At 48.6% G+C, this 17,237-nt stretch carries 13 protein-coding genes; 2 read left to right on the top strand and 11 right to left on the bottom strand.

What is annotated here, in order from left to right:
* Positions 1-13 precede the first annotated feature (13 nt).
* From WBJ53_RS06060 to WBJ53_RS06015, 10 genes are all read right to left on the bottom strand, one after another.
* Entirely contained in the window at positions 14-373 is a 360-nt protein-coding gene (locus WBJ53_RS06060; RefSeq protein WP_338875170.1) for a helix-turn-helix transcriptional regulator, read from the bottom strand.
* A 161-nt stretch (positions 374-534) separates the two neighbouring features.
* The gene (locus tag WBJ53_RS06055; protein WP_338875169.1) at positions 535-1,080 is read right to left on the bottom strand and encodes a DNA-3-methyladenine glycosylase I; all 546 of its coding nucleotides are present in this window, start codon (positions 1,078-1,080) and stop codon (positions 535-537) included.
* A 24-nt stretch (positions 1,081-1,104) separates the two neighbouring features.
* Positions 1,105-2,022 carry a helix-turn-helix transcriptional regulator gene (locus tag WBJ53_RS06050; protein WP_338875168.1) on the bottom strand — a complete coding sequence of 306 codons (918 nt, stop codon included), beginning with the start codon at positions 2,020-2,022 and terminating at the stop codon, positions 1,105-1,107.
* A 95-nt stretch (positions 2,023-2,117) separates the two neighbouring features.
* Positions 2,118-3,158 (bottom strand): NAD(P)-dependent alcohol dehydrogenase, encoded by a 1,041-nt coding sequence (locus WBJ53_RS06045; protein WP_338875167.1) that lies wholly within the window; start codon positions 3,156-3,158, stop codon positions 2,118-2,120.
* Positions 3,159-3,434: 276 nt separating this feature from the next.
* Entirely contained in the window at positions 3,435-4,322 is an 888-nt protein-coding gene (locus WBJ53_RS06040) for a winged helix-turn-helix domain-containing protein (RefSeq protein ID WP_338875166.1), read from the bottom strand.
* A gap of 29 nt (positions 4,323-4,351) precedes the next feature.
* The gene (locus WBJ53_RS06035) at positions 4,352-4,840 is read right to left on the bottom strand and encodes a hypothetical protein (protein ID WP_338875165.1); all 489 of its coding nucleotides are present in this window, start codon (positions 4,838-4,840) and stop codon (positions 4,352-4,354) included.
* Between the two features lie 19 nt (positions 4,841-4,859).
* Positions 4,860-5,270 (bottom strand): hypothetical protein, encoded by a 411-nt coding sequence (locus WBJ53_RS06030; protein ID WP_338875164.1) that lies wholly within the window; start codon positions 5,268-5,270, stop codon positions 4,860-4,862.
* A 148-nt stretch (positions 5,271-5,418) separates the two neighbouring features.
* On the bottom strand, positions 5,419-6,501 hold the full coding sequence (locus WBJ53_RS06025) for a membrane dipeptidase (protein WP_338875163.1): 1,083 nt from the start codon (positions 6,499-6,501) through the stop codon (positions 5,419-5,421).
* 88 nt (positions 6,502-6,589) lie between these two features.
* Positions 6,590-8,992 carry an ABC transporter permease gene (locus WBJ53_RS06020; RefSeq protein WP_338875162.1) on the bottom strand — a complete coding sequence of 801 codons (2,403 nt, stop codon included), beginning with the start codon at positions 8,990-8,992 and terminating at the stop codon, positions 6,590-6,592.
* Positions 8,993-9,064: 72 nt separating this feature from the next.
* On the bottom strand, positions 9,065-11,485 hold the full coding sequence (locus WBJ53_RS06015) for an FtsX-like permease family protein (RefSeq protein ID WP_338875161.1): 2,421 nt from the start codon (positions 11,483-11,485) through the stop codon (positions 9,065-9,067).
* A 337-nt stretch (positions 11,486-11,822) separates the two neighbouring features.
* On the opposite strand from WBJ53_RS06015, the gene WBJ53_RS06010 reads away from it, so the two are divergent.
* On the top strand, positions 11,823-14,138 hold the full coding sequence (locus WBJ53_RS06010; RefSeq protein ID WP_338875160.1) for an ATP-binding protein: 2,316 nt from the start codon (positions 11,823-11,825) through the stop codon (positions 14,136-14,138).
* Positions 14,139-14,226: 88 nt separating this feature from the next.
* Positions 14,227-14,706 (top strand): Uma2 family endonuclease, encoded by a 480-nt coding sequence (locus tag WBJ53_RS06005; RefSeq protein WP_338875159.1) that lies wholly within the window; start codon positions 14,227-14,229, stop codon positions 14,704-14,706.
* An 85-nt stretch (positions 14,707-14,791) separates the two neighbouring features.
* Here WBJ53_RS06005 and WBJ53_RS06000 read toward each other — a convergent pair whose 3' ends face one another.
* The gene (locus tag WBJ53_RS06000; RefSeq protein ID WP_338875158.1) at positions 14,792-17,233 is read right to left on the bottom strand and encodes an ABC transporter permease; all 2,442 of its coding nucleotides are present in this window, start codon (positions 17,231-17,233) and stop codon (positions 14,792-14,794) included.
* Between the last annotated feature and the right edge of the window lie 4 nt (positions 17,234-17,237).

Here is a 17,237-nt window from a genome sequence, read left to right as displayed (position 1 = left end):
AACGCTGGCATAGCTACCCCATGCCCCAACCCCTCTGCCCTATGCTATTTAGTGGATTCAGCAATCGGTTCCAGAAGCTAACCCGGACTTCCTGAATTTCCTGCAAGGTCCGCCGACCGTAGGCCGTAACGCTAAACAGCCGTTTCCGGCGACCACCCCGTTCGGCAGTGGGTTCGCCCATTTCCGACTTTACCATGCCTTTATCTTCGAGCCGGTCCAGCGCCGAATGAATCTGATTGAGCCGTACCGAACGACCCGTTTGCTCGATGATCTCGTGCGTGATGGCAACACCGTAGGCCTGCTTTTGCAGTTCCAGGACAGCTACCGTCAGTAGGACGATCTCTTCAAACTCACCCAAGTAGCTTCGTTTCATCGGTTTTTGTTAGTTCTATTTTTGCTGAGCAAATGAGCGGCCAAACTCAAAAAAAGCCACTGAGCACTTCAGAATGGCCCTCTTGGGTTAATAAACAAACAGCCAATGTCCGAAAGTGGACATTGGCTGTACGGTTTGGGACAAGGTTATTTACCAGTCCATCAAACGAACCACTTCGGACGGGCATCCAGTATGGTTTGATAAACGGGGCAGTTGGTAACGTGTGCACCGGGTAGATAGCCAATGCTCATCAGAAATTCATTGACGATTTCTCCACCTGTAAACCGGAATGTTTTTTTGAACAGCTTTACCCATTCGGCCTTGGTTTTAGGGTGATGCAACGCCAGCCAGTTCTCAAAGGAACCATGTTCGGTCTGTAACTGTAAAATTGTCTTCGCATTCTCAATGGCCGCGTTGATCTTCAGTCGGTTGCGGATGATGCCCGGATCGGCCAATAAGCGTTCCCGGTCGGCATCGGTATAGCTGGCAACGGTTTTCAGGTCGAAATTGTCGTATGCTTTTCGGAAGGTCGCTTCTTTTTTCAGAATGGTTTCCCAGCTTAGGCCAGCCTGATTGATTTCCAGCACCAGCCGACAGAACAGTTCGTTGTCGTCGTGAATGGGGAAACCATACTGATAGTCGTGATAGGCTTTGTGGAGGGCTTTCCGTTCCTCCGTCATCGTGTCGATGGCGTGGCAATAAGACATAAGGGTTTGTAATCAGGTAAACGTTTAGTTGAACGACTGCCGAAACTCGATGGGCGATACGTTGGTCTTGCGCTTGAAAATCTTGTTGAACGATTGTGGATGTTCGAAGCCAAGCTGATAGGCAACTTCGGCCGTGGTCAGGTTGCTCGAACTCAGAATTTCTTTGGCTTTGTCGATCAGCTTGTTCTGAATATGTTGCTGGGTACTTTGGCCGGTAAGTGCACGAAGCATATCGCTCAGATAGCGGGTTGATACATTGAGTTGGTCCGAAATATACTGAACTGTCGGCAAACCGTTTGTGAGTGTTTTTTCCGTGTTGAAATAATCGTCGAGCAGCGCTTCCAGTTTCGTGAGCAGATCGTGGTTTGCGGCTTTGCGGGTAATGAACTGACGATTATAAAATCGATTGCTGTAGTTGAGCAACAGTTCGATCAATGAGACAATTACATCCTGGCTGAACTGATCGATCGGCCGTGCCAACTCCTCGCCAATGTTTTTGAAAACGCCCATGGTGGTCTCTTTCTCCTGTTCTGATAAATGTAGCGCTTCGTTGGACGAATAGGAGAAGAAACCGTAGTTTTTGATAGTTTTCCCCAGCGCATACGGGCGAATAAAGTCCGGGTGAATCATCAGCGTGAACCCTTCATAATTGCCATGAGGTTCTGCTTCTGAAATCAACTGATTGGGCGATACGAAACAGAGTCCCCCTTCATTGAAGTCGTAAAAACTCTGGCCGTACCGAGCCTTGCCCGTAAACTGTTTTTTGTACGAAATCTTGTACAGATTCGTCATCAGGCCCTTGGCGATATCCGTCATATCGGCCCGAATGTTCTCGTAATTACTCAGACTGACCAACGGATGCAGGGGCTTCGGTAAGCCCAACGCTTCGTGCAATTCAGCTACAGAATGGAAATAGTACGGGGACTTCAGCTCTTTTTTCATACGTCGGGGATTTGTCATTTCGACCGAAGGGAGAAATCTCAAGCTTACTTAATACGGAGATTTGAGATTTCTCCCTTCGGTCGAAATGACAAAAATTATAACGTTGCCATATCGATCACAAAACGGTATAACACATCACCTTTCAACATCCGTTCAAAAGCAGTGTGGATGTCTTTGATGGCAATTAGCTCAATATCGGCTACGATGTTGTGTTCGGCGCAGAAATCAAGCATTTCCTGCGTTTCGGGCAAACCACCCGCTCCCGAACCCGCCACAACTTTGTTGCCCATAGCCAGCGTGAAGGACGAAAGCTGCCAGGGTTCGGCAGGCATGCCAACATTGATGTACACTCCGCTGGTTTTGAGTAAGGCCATATAGGGGTTAATGTCATGGTCGGCGGCTACGGTGTCGATAATAAAATGGAAAGACCGGGCTGCAGTCTTCATCTGTTCTTCGTCTTTTGTCACCACAAAATGATGCGCTCCCAGTTTTCGGGCTTCTTCTTCTTTATGGGGCGATGTGCTCAACACCGTAACTTCTGCCCCAAATGCCACCCCAAATTTTACTGCCATATGGCCTAATCCACCCAGCCCCACTACAGCCAGCTTATGCCCCTTCCCGACCTTCCAGCGACGGAGGGGTGAATACGTCGTAATACCCGCACACAACAGGGGCGCTACGGCGGCCAGGTCTAGGGTTGGAGAAATGTGGTGCGCGAAATCTTCATTCAGAACAATGTTGTTGGCATAGCCACCATAAGCAGGCATGCCATAATGGTCGAGATTATTATACGTCACGACCGGGCTTACGCTACAAAATTGCTCCTGTCCGTTTCGGCAATCGTCACAGCCCCGGCACGAATCCACCATGACGCCTACCGCAGCCCGGTCGCCAATACTGAATTTCGTTACGTGTTCACCAACCTGCCCGACAATGCCAACAATCTCGTGGCCGGGTACCATCGGGAAGATTCCGGGAAACCACTCGTTGCGAGTCAGGTGAATATCGGTATGGCAAACTCCGCAATAGGCAATGGTAATCAGGATGTCGTGTGGGCCAACATCCCGGCGTTCAAATTCCCACGGCGCTAACTCTGTTTCCGCGTTTTGGGCGGCATATCCTTTCGAGTGAATCATAATCGTTGTTATTTTCAACTACGATGACAAAGATCTATGCTGCCACTAAAGAGACTGTTGCCAAATTAACAGATGGTGTAGCCAAATTGGAAATGAGTCGCATTTCATGTCTACTATATACGCATCCGTTTTTTCACACGGTACTATCCATTCTGGGAATTGCGATTGACGTTGCTGCCCTGGTAGCGATTCTATCACGGATCAATAGGACGGAGCACTATGCATAGGAACAGATTACCAAAACAAGGAGGTACTAACAACGTGTAAAGTATGTTTTCAGGCCGGAACTACCTCTAATCGGTAGCCAACGCCATGCACAGCCACGATGCGCAGGCCAGGATCGGGTTGCAGGAGTTTACGCAACCGCGACACAAATACATCGACACTTCGGCCAACAATGATACCTTCATCTTCCCAAACCGACTTTAAGATAAAGTCCCGTTCGAGGAGTTGATTCGGATGACGAACAAACAGGTTCAACAGTTTCGCTTCGCGATAGGTGAGCGTATAAACTTCACCTGCTATTTCGACAGATTGATTGGCAATGTTAAAGGAGATTTGCCCCAGTATGACCGACTCTTCCGGCTTTTTTACTGAAAGTTCGGCCTGCTCTACGACCGGTTTCTCTGTTTTTTGCCAGAGTAACAAGGCCCCTCCCAATAGCAAAACACCAAGCGGCCATGTCCACCATTGTGCGTTTTTCGAGGATGATGTATCCGTTACGTTTTTGAAGGAAACCTGCAAATTATAGCACCCTCCCTCCTGCATACGCCCTACGCATGGCACTTCGTTTTTATCTCTGAAATCCAGAAAATTATAGCCTAGTTGCAGTTCACCATTGGAGCAGTCGAGCACCGCTACATCATAATCCTTGCTGATTTCGTGTAGGTTCAGCGATTGTTGCAACAAAGCAGGCAGACGATCATATTCGAAGGGACGCTCCAGACGAACCAGAAACGTTGTTGCATTAAGTTGTTGGACAGGTGCGATTCGGGAAGTGCTATCCCCTTTTTCAACCAACAAATGATGGGCCGTCCGACGAAGTGCCAGATTGACCCGTTGTGCAAAGCGATTATCCTCCTCTACCGAAGGGGTAAGGCTGATAAACTGCACGAACAATATTCCTACAGCTAACACCGCGAGTATAACCGCTAGTTTTCGCATAACAATCACAAGCTTCCGGCAACAATTCGTCAGCAATTGTCTTTCTGCTGTTTCAGGAAAGGGAACAGATTGAATTGCAGATTAAATGTAGTGTCTTTTAATCGAATTGTTTGCCGCCCAATCGGCTCTTCGCTTCGGGCCGGTTCAATAACCAGTATATCGCCTGGTTTCGCCTGAATCAGCACGGCACTTACGTCAATTTGAGAAACAACCTGGCTACTGTCCGAAGCTCCCATACGAACTGCTTTACCATTGCGTTGCAGATAAATTCGGAATGGGATTCTGGGCGTTGTTCTGTCTATTGGATTGCCTGCCACAACAGACAGAACGCCTTTGCTGCCAATTGAAAACAGATTGTAGTCCAGCGAACGGTTATTTAACAAAAGTGGATTGTAATAATTGGCGGGCACGGAGCTCATGGCCATTACCTCATTAGCGCCCGTATACCGGGTAAAGAAACCAGATACCGACAGACTTAGCAGGATCGACAGAAGTAGGGTTACGCGGATCGTTTTCATCGGATAAGGCATTGAGGAGTTATTGGACCAAAATTTCATTATGGGGCAGCGCATATTCATCATCCAGCGTCAAGAGCACAATACGATCGCCCTTCTGACACTTCGCCAGTACTTTCTGTACCTCAATATGCGTAATTTCCTGTTTTGTAACAAGCATCAGCGTTTTTGTTTCCTTATGGCGGATGGCAACGTGAAAGGGGAGTTTTTCGATTCCCTTACTTTCAGTGGGCGACAGGCTAACGGTTTGTAGCGTTAGCTCGCCGGTGGCCGTTGATAGCAGTCGACATTGCCCGGCATCCGTATATGTATCGACCATCATTTTGCTGTTCAGAAAAGCAGCCGAACAGGTGCTGAACGAGTGCTGAGCCAAACAACCCGCAGAAAAAATAGTACTCGCAATGGCTACCATAAATCCAGTTATTTTTCGCATGGCTTGTATGATTAACTAAATACTGAGCCAAAACTAGGCACTTGTTTTATGGCAGTTGAAAAAGCACTGTAAAACATTGTAAACGATTTGTAAAAGTAGCTTCCTGCTTTAGGAACAGGGGCTTAGGGCACATAGAAATACGGTTCAGCTAGTTTTTCATGGAGCCAGCTTTTGCAATTTTTGTCAGAACGCTTTTCGCATTACCTCCCATGATCTTGCCAACGTCTGAGCGGGAAAGCCCCTTCCTGCTCAGGGCTTCTTCAATCTGAGGATACTGTATATAGCTGGTCATAACGGGCTGAAAATTGGCACTCATATCGGTACCGATACCCACATGATCGACACCAACTACATCGACCAGCCGCAGAATGTTATCGATATATTCGTCGAAACTCTTATTAAATCCCGATGGCCAGGCTCCAATTACCCCGCCTGTGTCGGCAACAACATTGGCGTGTTCTTTAGAAATTGCCCGTACGGCTATCGGACGGTCGGCCTCCATTTGCAAAATACTATGCGACAACATGATGGGGGCTTTGGTCAGATCGGCTACGGCTTTCGTGGTTTGAAACGAAGCATGTGCCACGTCGATAGCCATACCCAGTTCATTCATCTTCCTGATTACGTCTTTGCCAAACGAAGACAGTCCATTAAACGCCGGATCAGCCGTTTGAAGATCACCGAGATTGTTGGGAGCATAATGAACCAGTTGAATGGAACGAACGCCATCCTGATAAGCCTCTTCGATTCGCGAAATCTGATCATCCAGAAAATCACCCCCTTCCACCGCCAGGTAAGCAAAAGGAGCTTTGCGCTCGGCCGTCAGGCTGCTCAGGTCTGTCGAAAACGGTATGGATAAGCTACCGAAAACCTCCCGAAGCTTCGCCAGTTGCCGTTTATACTCGGCCCACCCCTCGCCCGGCAAATACCGCCTGTTGATCATCATTCCTTTGGGACCAGGTTTGAGCAGGGGAGCATCGGCCACCAGAGCCAGAAAACCACCTGTGAGATGTCCCGTTTTCATATCGCTAACCGTTTGTGTCAACCCCGATTCGGCATTGTTCGCAAAGTTCCGTTCAGACATTGCCCAGCTCGGATGGCAGTGAAAATCAAAATAGATTGATTTCGGGGGAGCCGGTGTGGCGAAACCCATCAGGTTATCGGTAGTTAGCCAGGAAGTGCCAGCTGCTATAGCACAGATCTGTTTTATAAACTGCTTTCGTGTTTGCATCGGAAGTGCGCAAAAGGTTGTATTCGTAAATGCAAGATACGCATTAATACGGCCAATTCTGCTGCTGCCCCGCCCCAGGCTCACTGCCTTATTCACTCCGCAAACTCTTTACCGGATTGGCTGTTGCCGCCTGTATGCTCTGGAAACTGATTGTGAGAAAGGCAATGAAAATTGCCAGTAGTCCTGCCAGAGCAAACATCCACCAATGGATTTCGATTCGATAGGCGAAATCCTGAAGCCATTTGCTCATGGCCCACCACGCAACGGGCGACGCCAGTCCAATGGCAACCAATACTAGTTTCAGAAAATCGCCGGAAAGTAGTGCAACAATACTGGCAACCGATGCGCCCAGCACTTTCCGAATGCCAATTTCTTTGGTACGCTGCCCAACCGTAAACGCCACCAGTCCGTAAAGACCAAGTCCACAAATTGCCATTGCCATCAATGCAAACGTATTGACGAGCGTCGAAATTATTGTTTCGGTTTCATAAAACCGTTCGAGCTGGTCTTCCAGAAATTCATACTCAAACACATCATTCGGGTAAAGGCGTTGCCAAACACTTCGAATGTGTGCCAGTGTCTGTTCCGACGAACCGCCTGCCATTCGAATACCCACCTGCTTATACATGGCCGGATATGAGGCAATAAAACAGGGAGCGATCAGGTCATGCAGCGATTTTTGATGAAAATCCTTAACCACGCCCACAATAGGCAGTGGCACCGACGACAGATAATATTGCATCCGTTTACCCAGGATCGCCTTCGGATCGCGAAAACCGAGTTTATGAAGCAGGGTTTCGTTAATGACATACTCCCGGATCGAATCGCTTTCAGTAATGTTACGCCCCGCTACGAGTTGCAAATTGTATGTTTCCAGATAATTGGCGTCGGCCAGTCGCTCGCGAACCGGAAACGATATCCAATCCTTTTTAGCGCCAAATTTGAAGGAACCACCGTTCATAACATTAGCTGAAGGCGGTCGATATTGTAACGTTACCGATTTGATGTTGGAATACTGACGCAGGTCATTTTTAAACGCTTCCCACGATCTTTCTTCGGCGGTTGGCAGATTCACAATAACAACGTTATCTTTCCGGTAACCCAGGTCTGTTTGCCGAATAAAGCTCATCTGTTTCATTACAACCAACGCGCCGACCAGCAACGCCTGACAAACCACAAACTGAACAATAACCAATCCCTTGCGTAGCGAATAGCCACCCGCCAGCGAAGCAACAAGTTTACCCCGCAAACTGGCGTCGGGACTAAACCCCGACAACACAAAAGCGGGATAGCCTCCCGCCAGTAACACCACTACTCCCATCAACACGCCAATAAACAGCAGCAGCAACGCATCGGGCCTGAACGAAAGCTGAATATGAACCCACTGGTTAAACACCGGTAAACACAACAATGCCACCAACATAGCCAGTGCTGTAGCCATCACGACAATCAGGCTGGTTTCGAGCAGAAATTGCCTGGCCAGTTGACCACGCGAACTCCCCAGGGTTTTCCGAACACCCACTTCTTTGCTCCGTCGAAACGCCTGTGCCGTGGCCAGATTGACAAAATTGATGCAGGCCGTCAGTATCAGAAACAAGCCTATCAACTCCAGCGACCAGAGCAGCGACGGTCGGATAACACCCCCCACCCGGTCAACATCGAAATGGGCATCGGCCAGCGGCTGGATATGAAACTGAAAAACGTGGGCTACGTCGCCAAAATGCTTTTTCGATAAGTCAGGAAAGGTAGCTTCGACCTGCTTTGCTGTGGCCGATGCATTATCTTTCAGCGTACAATAGAGCCGGTAAGGGCTGTTCAGTTGTCCCCACTCGTTCACATTAAAATCGGGATCGAGTTGCCGAATGGTAGGCATGGAAATGAACAGGCCAATATGCGTATCGGTAGGCTGGGCAGGGTCGGCGACGATACCCGTTACAGTTGCCGTAAGCTTATGATCCAGTTCAAGGGTACGGCCAATGGAATTGCTGGTACCAAAATAGCGTCTGGACCACGATTTGGTCAGGACTACACAGTTAGGTTCGCGTAAGGCTGTTTTCGAATCACCGCTCAGCCACTGATAATCGAAAATCTGGAAAAATTCACCTTCTACCAGTGCGGTGCCGTCGTGTTCAAGAAAATGGGCTGGAGCAGCCTGGCCAGGCCGATGTATACTAACCGTTAATGATCGGTTTGAGGCCAGAAAAGCGGCCTGTTCAACCTGTGGATACTCGGTTCGCAGCGTTTTGGCCATTGGTAATGGAGCCTCAGGATAGTGCTCAACTGATCCATCGTCGAGGTGGAGATCCAGGACGATGCGGTAGATACGGTCGAAATTGGTATGATGCCGGTCGGTGTTGAGGTGATACCGGACAAACAGAAAAATGAGCAGCCCACCCGCCATGCCGATAGTCAGTCCAACCACGTTCAGAAGGGTATACGTGCGCTGTAAACGCAGGTTGCGGAAAGCGATTTTAAGATAGTTTATGAACATAACAGCCCCCCTGCCCCCGAAGGGGGAGTTGTTACTCAGTTTAATGCCGCCTTTGGGGGTTAGGGGCTGTTTTTACTCGGATCGGAGCGATTTTACGGGATTGGCCAACGCGGCCCGGCTGGTCTGGATACTCACAATAAGTCCCGTCAGTATAGCTAGGGTAACGGCAACCAGCATAAACGGTGTCCACGACAAATTGGTCCGGTAAGCAAAGTGCGTTAACCAATCGCTTAGCAGGTAATAGGCCAGTGGCCAGGCGATGGCATTAGCGACCAAAAAAATCGGCACGAATTCTTTTAAGAACAGATTGATAATACTAATCATAGTGGCACCCAGCACTTTCCGAATACCAATCTCTTTGGTCCGGCGGGTTACATTGAGCGAAACCAGTCCCAGCACACCCAGCAATACAATAACCAGAGCCAGTGTGGTGGCTAACCGGGAGGCTTTCTGCAATTGCATCTCGGTCTGGTAAAGCTTTTGAAGCGTATCGTCCATAAACGCATACTCAAACGGCGCATCGGGAAAGAGCCGCGCCCATTCTTTACCAATAGCAGCTACGGTTTCGGGTAACTGTTCGGCACTGCCCGGCGACAGTTTGAACGAGAAGTAACGGTAAATTGGGTCTTTGCGAACCTGTACAAATACAATTGGCTTGATAAGTTCATGAAGTGATCCAAAATTAAAATCGGCCAATACACCCCTGATTCTGAACGTTCCTCCCCGAAATAGTACCTGTTTTCCCAGAGCCATCTCTGGATTGGCCCACCCTAAGGCTTTTGTTGCTGATTCGCTGACTACCACAGCAAGCGAGTCATAGCCTCCTCCGGTGGCGTTGAAAAACTGGCCCGCTTTTAATGTTAATCCGTAGGTATCGGCATACCGCTCATCGGCGGTTATTGAGTTTGCCGTAATGGCCTGTGTACTGTCCTGCCCCTGAGCAAATAAATTAATACTTCCACTACTGCCACCATCAGGAATTTCAAACGAAAAACTCACATCGCTAACACCCGGCACCCGCGCCAACTGATTTCGTATGCCTTCCATACGTTGCACACCCGCTGGCGACCAGTCGCGCGGAACCGAGGCTACCGTTAAGATCTGACCTTTATCATAGCCAAGGTCTTTGCTGAAAAAATACGTCACCTGCTGGCCAACCACCATAGCACCGACAAATACGAAAATGGCAACCGTAAACTGAAATACGATCAGGGCTCGGCGCAGGCCAGTTCCTTTTTTGACCGATGCCGTCAGCTTACCTTTCAGCGACTCAACCGAGGGCAGGTTCGATAAAACAAATGCCGGATAACTTCCCGCCAGTACGGCAATGAACAAGACTAGACCAGCAAGGGCCACATACGCCAATGGCGACCAGCTAATCAGCGACGGGATGGTTCGTTCCAGAATATTGGCAAACATTGGCCGGAAAATCTCGTGACAGCCCAAAGCCAGTATCGTTGCGCCAGCAGTAAGCAAAAGCGATTCGGTCAGAAACTGCCCCATCAACTGGCCTTTCAGCCCGCCCAGCGCCTTCCGTACACCAATTTCGCGGAGCCGGGTGGCCGACATGCCAATGGTGATATTGATAAAATTGACTACCGCCATCAGCAAAATAAAAATACCGATCAGGCTGAGTGTCAGGATCATTTTTTCGACCAGCCCGTTGTTTGCTGTCAGATAGTGTGTCGCCATCGGACTCAGATCGACACGAAGATTAGTTTTATAGTTTGGTGGCGCATAGGTTGCCAGCACATCGGCGAGGGGTTTGGTGAGTTGATCGGCAGTAACGCCCGGTTGCAGTTCCAGATAGGTCGGTATGTATTGATTCTGCCAGGAGTCGATACCCGCTTTAGACGCAAAATAACCCACATCGCGCATCGAAATAAAAAGCTGGTCGCGTTTGTCCAGTAAGTCCAGAAGACTGTTGCGGGGCGGTTCGTGCAACACGCCAGTTATCGTAAAAAGCTGTTTGCCACCAAGCGGAGTCTGAACCGTAAGCGTTTGCCGGAGCACATCGGTTCGGCCAAACAGTTTCTGAGCCATTACTTCCGTTAGTACCATCGAATTGGGAGCCAGCATGGCTGTTTTGGGGTCACCATACGCCATCCGAAAGCCAAACATGGGCAGCAGGGTCGAGTCGCCAATTTGAATACTTTCCCGAAAGTGCTTCTGGTCGTTGGAAACAATGGCCGTAACGCCATAAAACCGGTAGTAATTGGCAACCAGATTTGGATACATCTGCTTAAGTGTTGGCCCAAGGAGCCCTAACGTAGTGATCTCCAGGCCCATGGTTTCTTCTTTCCATCGGCTCTTCACCAGATACTGCTGATCTACATTGCGCAGGTTTTTATTGACGGCCAGTTCGCCCTGAATGTAGTTGCCAATCAGGAGCAAAAACGTAATTCCAACGGTGAGGCCAAGGAGCGTAACCAGCGCGTAGAACCGGCGCTGGCGTAGATTGCGGAGGGCAATTTTAAAGTAATTCTGGAGCATAAGACAAACGATTTTCGCGACCGGCTGTTTAGTGCCGTGAAGGTATCGACTATCGTGCTTTAGTTATCCTTTAATCTGATTGACAGGCTGTTAAAAAATGTTAAGCAGTTTTAAAATTATTCATTTCACGTTCGTCACCTAATCCATTTTTGTGGCATTGCTATTCAGGTTACTATTGTATAGAAAGCCGATAGTAACTGATAGCAAAAAAAACGTTAATTTTCTACTAAAATCGGCTAAACATATAGTTATAATCGTATCCTTCAGGCCCTTATAGACCTGTCGGGAATTGTTACTCGTTTGTTTAGTCTATCTGATTGTAAGCCGTAATCTTGTTATGCATACCCTTTTTCCCTCTATCAGCTTCTTTTCTGACACAAACCCGATTTCTGCAATCAGTGGCATGGTATTATTTCAGGCTCAGCGCAACTCCAACGGTCAACTCATCGACTTTCGATTGCTTATGCTAAACACCCCGGCCATACTCATATGGGAGCGCCCGCAAGAGGAGCTGGTTGGCCGATTGCTTAGTCAGCTTGTTGCTGAAAATGATGCTGCCTACCTGATCAAACAATGTAGTCTCGTTGTCGAGTTTGGGCGGTCCGTTCGCTTTGACATGGAAAATTGCGGGGATTCTGCCGCACCCAATCGCTACACCATACTGGCTCAGAAACAGGACGATGGTGTCATGCTTACGTTCTATACTGAAACAGCACCATCACAAACCGAACAGGCCTTACAACAACAGACCGAACTGTTGCATAGTATTCAGAACACCTCTCAAATGGGCATTTCTGTCTATACAGCCGTTCGTAATGAAGGTGGAACGATCGTTGATTTTCAGACCATTTTTCGCAATAAAGCATCGGCTGACATTTTCCGTCAACCGATCGACCAAATAAAGCAGGCTACGCTGCTCCAAATAGCGCCCTCCTTAGCAGGGACCGATTTAGTAGCCTGTTATTGCCGGGTGGCAGAAACCAGACAACCGGAACAATTTGAATACCATCAAGACTCAGATACGACAGAAGTCTGGTACGACATTTCTGTTCAGCCCTGGGGCGACGGCATTATCGTTAATTCTCTAGAAACAACGGAATTACGTAAGTCACAACGCGACAAACTTTACCAGAGCACGATACTCCAGCAGGTCGTCGACAATACGCAGGCGGGGTTGTTGCTGGCCCGGCCAGTTCGAAATGATCAGGCTGAAATTGTCGACTTTCAATATGTGCTGACAAACGAATACAATGCCCGTATTACAGGCCGGTCGGTTAGCCAGATGACGAATGCACGAATTAGCGACCTGTTTCCGGGCTGGCAGCATTCCGATCTGTTTCGGCATTATGTAGAAACTGTTGAGAGCAAACAACCCAAACGGATCATCTTCTTTTATGAGGAATTTGGCATGAAAGGCTGGTTCGATGGGTCGTTTACCTGCGTAGATGGCTGTATTTTTTATACGTATACCGACGTAACGGCTTTCAAAGAAGCGGAACTGATTCAACAGCAAAACGCCGATTTGCTCGAACAAGTAATGAATATGACTCCTGCGGCCATTGTGCTGAACCAGAGTATTCGAAATGAAGCCGGTGAAATTATCGACTTACGGATGATGAAATTGAACCAGATGGCTGCCGATATTCTTCAAAATCCAATCGAAAAAATTCAGTATCGGCGTATTTCCAGATATATTCCGGGTTCGTTGGAGACCCCCTTGTTCGAACAATGCAAGCAGGTTATTGAAACAGGTAAACCAATTCGTCTGGAAGTTCCCTGGGCCGGACGTTGGTATGATTTTTCGGTAGCTCGCTTTGGCGATGGTGTTGTGTTATCGGCGCAGGATATTACGCCTATGCGCCACTATCAGCATCAGCTCGAACGAACCAACATCGAATTAAAACGCTCGAACGAAAATCTTCAGTCGTTTGCCTTTATTGCCTCGCACGATTTGCAGGAGCCTCTTCGCAAAATAATTTCCTTTTCGGATATTCTGACCACCCAGTATACCAGCCAGCTCGACACCTATGCAACCGGTATTATAAATCGCATGAACGCATCGGCCAGCAGAATGCGCCTGCTGATTCAGGATTTACTGGCCTATTCACAGGTAGAAACGCGGCAGAGTACGTATACCCCCGTCAGTATAGCCGATATTATTCAGGAGTTACAGGAACATGAGCTTTGGGAGCGAATAAACCAGCGCCAGGCCGAAATACATCTTCAGGAGTTGCCAACCATTATGGCCGACCAGTTGCAGATGCGTCAGCTCTTTCAGAATCTGCTGTCCAATGCCATTAAGTTTTGCCCCAACGATACAATACCGGTCATTAGCGTGAGTTGTCAACTAATTGAGCAGGGCGATCTGCCTGCCGGATTGGCCATTACACCCAATCCGGAAAAAACGATTTCAGAAACTACCAGATTCGCCGAAATCTCGGTAACCGACAACGGCATTGGCTTCGATGAGAAATACCTGGACCGAATTTTTCAGGTCTTCCAGCGGCTACACGGTCGCAGTGAATTTACAGGATCGGGCATTGGATTAGCAATCTGCCAAAAAATTGTGGAACGACACGATGGTGCCATCACCGCCAGTAGCCAACCCGACCAGGGCAGCACCTTCCGGGTTTATTTACCCGCCCAGCGGTAGGTTGCATGAGGCAAAGGAATACGAGCAGAGGGTATTGAGCAAACTATTGATCTGATTTGTTCGTAACACACTTAAAAACTCGTTACGCATGGAAGCAATTATTGAGCAAATATCTGATTACGAGCGTGAACGGAGTAAGCCTATACCCACCTTAAATCATGCCGTTATTCAGGGAAACCTGATTTTTAATTTGAAACTTCGATTCCGTGAGCAGTACACAATAGCATCGGAGCTTAACATTACTATGCCCGAGGGCCCGGATACGGTTCCCGATATTGCAATCTATCCAAAACTCCAGATTGACTTCCTGCACGATATAACCTCCATGACAGAGATGCCATTGACGGTTGTTGAAATCGTGTCGCCTTCGCAAAGTGATGCCAACATTCTGGCTAAGTTCGAGCGGTATTTTAAGGCGGGTGTTCAGTCGTGCTGGCTGGTGATGCCCAGCCTTCAGGCCATTGCTGTCTATTCCGCTATTGGCAAATACCAATTCTTTCCTGACTCAGCCACACTCACCGATCCAGTTACCGGTATTGAACTGGCGGTTGGGGAGGTGTTTTCTTAAATAGCAAAGGGGTAAGGGCATAGGGTATAATAGGGGGGTACTAAGTCTCGCTACCCTACGCCCCATGCCCTTACCCCTTTGCCATTTATTCACTCCGCAAACTCTTTACCGGATTCATCAGAGCGGCTTTGATACTCTGAAAGCTAACGGTGAGCAACGCAATACCGACGGCTAGTAGTCCGGCCAGGGCAAACATCCACCATTCGATGTTGATTTTGTAGGCAAAATCATTCAGCCACTGATTCATAGCCCACCAGGCAATTGGGCTGGCAATGACAATAGCGATCAGAACGAGTTTGAGGAAATCTTTCGAGAGCAAGCCAATAATGCTGGTCACGCTGGCACCCAGCACTTTGCGAACGCCAATTTCTTTCGTCCGCTGCTCGGCCATAAAAGCGGCCAGACCAAACAAACCCAGGCAAGCGATCAGAACGGCCAGCATTGCAAATGTGAGCGCAATGGTGCCAATGCGCTGTTCGGCCCGGTACATCTCATCGAAGCTCTGGTTCATAAACTGGTAGCTGAACGGCTGGCCTGGTGCAATCTGCTTCCACTTTGCTTCAATCTGCCGAACTAGCGCCGGAATATCGTTTCCGCTCAGTCGGAACGATACAGACCCCGAATTTGGAGCTAACACAAGCGACAACGCGCCAATATTTCGCCGAAGCGATTCGAAGTGAAAGTTTTTAAGAACGCCAATAACCGTATAGACTTTACGGTTTTTAAGCTGAGGGTCATCGTAATTCCAAATACGTTTGCCAATTGGGTCTTTAAAGCCAAAAACACGCACGGCCGCTTCGTTGAGAATAATGCCCGCCGAATCGGCCCCAAAGTCGCGCGAAAAATTACGCCCCTGCACAACCTGCATCCCCATCGTTTTCACATAGTCGTGATCGACACCCCAGGTTTGCATGTTGGCTCCTTTGTTCAAATCGATCTGGCCTTCCGCAAAAAAAGCATTATCGCTCCGGCTAGACGGCGTTGGCAAATAGCCTGATATACTACCATTCAACACACCGGGTAGGCGCAACACTTCCTGTTTGAACGTCTCGGCCTGTTTACCAATGGCATAGGCATCGTTAACGGTCAGAACCTGATCGCGGTCAAACCCAACGTTTTTGGTCTGAATGTAGGTAATTTGCCGGTAAACGATAATGGTGCCGATAATCAGAATAACTGACATCATAAACTGAAACACAACCAATCCGCTACGCAAACTCGCCCCCCCAAATCCAGTACTCATTTTCAGGGCCGACATTCCTCCTTTCAGCACTTTTATTGGCTGAAACGACGACAGAAAAAAAGCAGGATAACTACCGGCAAACAGGCCCACAACAAACGGTAACAGCACAAGCACTGGCAACAGATAAGGTGCTGCCAGTTGATTAACGGTTAATGCTTTGGCGGCAATGGTATTAAAGCCGGGCAGGGCCAGGGCCACAATGGCAATAGCCAGTATCATTGCCAGCGCCGATGTCAGCACCGACTCGGTCATGAATTGCCCGATCAGTTGTTGCCGTTCGGAGCCCATCACCTTCCGAACGCCCACTTCCCGCGCCCGCATAGCCGAGCGGGCTGTAGCCAGATTCATGAAGTTGATGCAGGCAATGAGCAAAATAAACAGCGCCACTGCCGAGAAAATATACACGTATTGAATATCGCCATTGGGAGCCAGTTCGATCTGCTGTTTCGAATAGAGGTGAATGTCGGTCAGCGGAATCATCCAGTAACGAATGCTATTGCCTGCTTTCCGAAATTCAGCCATGCTTGAGCCAATCAGTTGCAGCGCCTGCGGACCTACATATTTCTCGATAACGGCATCAAAATTCTTTGCAAAAGCTGTTGGGTCAGTACCCGGCTTAAGCAGAATATAGGTATAATGATTATTGCTCAGCCACTGCCCCCACGGATACTCGTCGTTGAGCATGGCTGGAAAGAGATCGGCATGAAAATGGGCATTCTTCGGCATGTCGCGCATCACACCCGACACTTTGAATGTAAGCCGGTTATCCAGAGTCAGCATTTGCCCCATTGGGTTCTGATCACCAAAGTGCCGTTTGGCAGCCGATTCGCTGATGACAATCGTGTTAGGTTCGGCCAGCGCCCGTTTCGGATCGCCCGAAATGAGTGGTAGCGTAAACACATCGAACAGCGTAGAGTCGGCAAATGTGACATTTTCTTCGCGCAGATTGGTTGTTTCGCCCGCCCGTTTTACCAGCCACGTTCCCCGCTGATGCAGTCGTACGTATTGTTCAACCTGTGGATAATCTTTTTTGAGTGTAGGGCCGATTGGGTCGGGCGTAACCGCAAACCGCATATCATTACCCCCAAATTTTATGTCGGACTGAATCCGATAAATACGGTCGGCTTTTTCGTTATATCGGTCATAGCTTAGCTCGTCCAGTACATATAATGTGATGAGCAGGCAACAGGCCAGCCCAACAGCCAATCCGAAAATATTGATAAACGAAAAGCCCCGCTGTTTCTGCAAGGTCCGCCAGGCAATTTTGATGTAGTTTGTGAGCATAATA

It is taken from the genome of Spirosoma sp. SC4-14, assembly GCF_037201965.1.
Classification (GTDB): Bacteria; Bacteroidota; Bacteroidia; order Cytophagales; family Spirosomataceae; genus Spirosoma.
This window is presented reverse-complemented; position numbering and strand designations above follow the sequence as displayed.